Annotated in this window: 1 protein-coding gene; it reads right to left on the bottom strand. The window is 61.8% G+C overall.

Going from position 1 to position 1029, the window contains the following annotated elements:
• A partial coding sequence (locus J7396_RS22160) for an IS1595-like element IS1595 family transposase (RefSeq protein ID WP_209262154.1) occupies positions 1 to 934 on the bottom strand: 934 nt, incomplete at its 3' end.
• Positions 935 to 1029: the final 95 nt, after the last annotated feature.

Genomic DNA, 1029 nt, shown 5'->3' with positions numbered 1-1029 from the left:
GGACCGGCTCTGGACATGGGTTGGATTGCATCATGGCCGTGGCAAGTCGCGGCAGCATCTCGCGCAAGCGGAATCGACGATTAAAACGATAGGCCGCTTCTCCCAGGTAGCGCCTTGCGTATTTGCCTTGCGCGATAGCGTGATACACGCCGCTGATGGCGCGTTTGAGATTGCCCAGCACCACGTTGAGCCAACGTGCACCGGCCGTTTCGGTCGCGGCACGACCACCGCCAGTGTCCAGCGTGGTGTGCGCGTGGCCGGCGTCTTCCAGCCGGCGGAAGCAGGCCAGCCCATCGGTGTAGACCTCGCATTCGGGCGCCAGGCGACGGGCAATCCAGTCCTGCAGCGAGGTGTTGTCGAAGCTGCGCACCGGCTCAATCACCACAAAGCGCGGCGCGGTGAAGGTGGCATCGGTCTGCACCGCAATCAGGAACGCTTGTTTGTTCTCTGATCCGCGTCCGGCCTTGCCACCGTTACGCTCGCCGCCGAGATAGGCATCGTCGATCTGCACGAAACCCGCCAATTTCCGCGTGGCTTCACGCTCGGCCATGACCTGCATGATCTTGTGCTTCATCCGCCAGGCCGTCTTGTAGTTAACCCCCAGATGACGCATCAGCTCCAGTGCGGCCATGTTGGTTTTGGTCGAGGTCAACAGGTGCAAGGCCAGCATCCAGGTGCGCAGCGGCAGTTTGGTGCCTTCGAACATCGTGCCTGCCATCAGACTGGTCTGATGCCGGCACGCGCTGCATTGGTAGTAGATCGCAGCACGCCGCTTGAAACGCGAGCGCACGCGCCCGGCACAAACAGGGCAACGAAAGCCCTGCGGCCAACGCCACGTGTAGAGCGCGCGATAGCACTTGGCCTCGGTGCCGTAGAACGCGAAGAACTCAGGCATCGACAATCCAGCCTGGAACTGCACCGCATTGATGCTCATCACGTCACCTCGTTGGCTTCAGAGTGACAGCAGCATCCACCCAGCGCGGCGCAGATCCTGCGACTGGCGGCTGAAGGTCAGGGCTAATCAGGAAA

It is taken from the genome of Xanthomonas sp. A1809 (assembly GCF_017746015.1).
Lineage (GTDB): Bacteria > Pseudomonadota > Gammaproteobacteria > Xanthomonadales > Xanthomonadaceae > Xanthomonas > Xanthomonas euvesicatoria.
The sequence above is the reverse complement of the archived record's forward strand: the minus strand, read 5'-3'. Positions and strand labels throughout refer to the sequence as shown.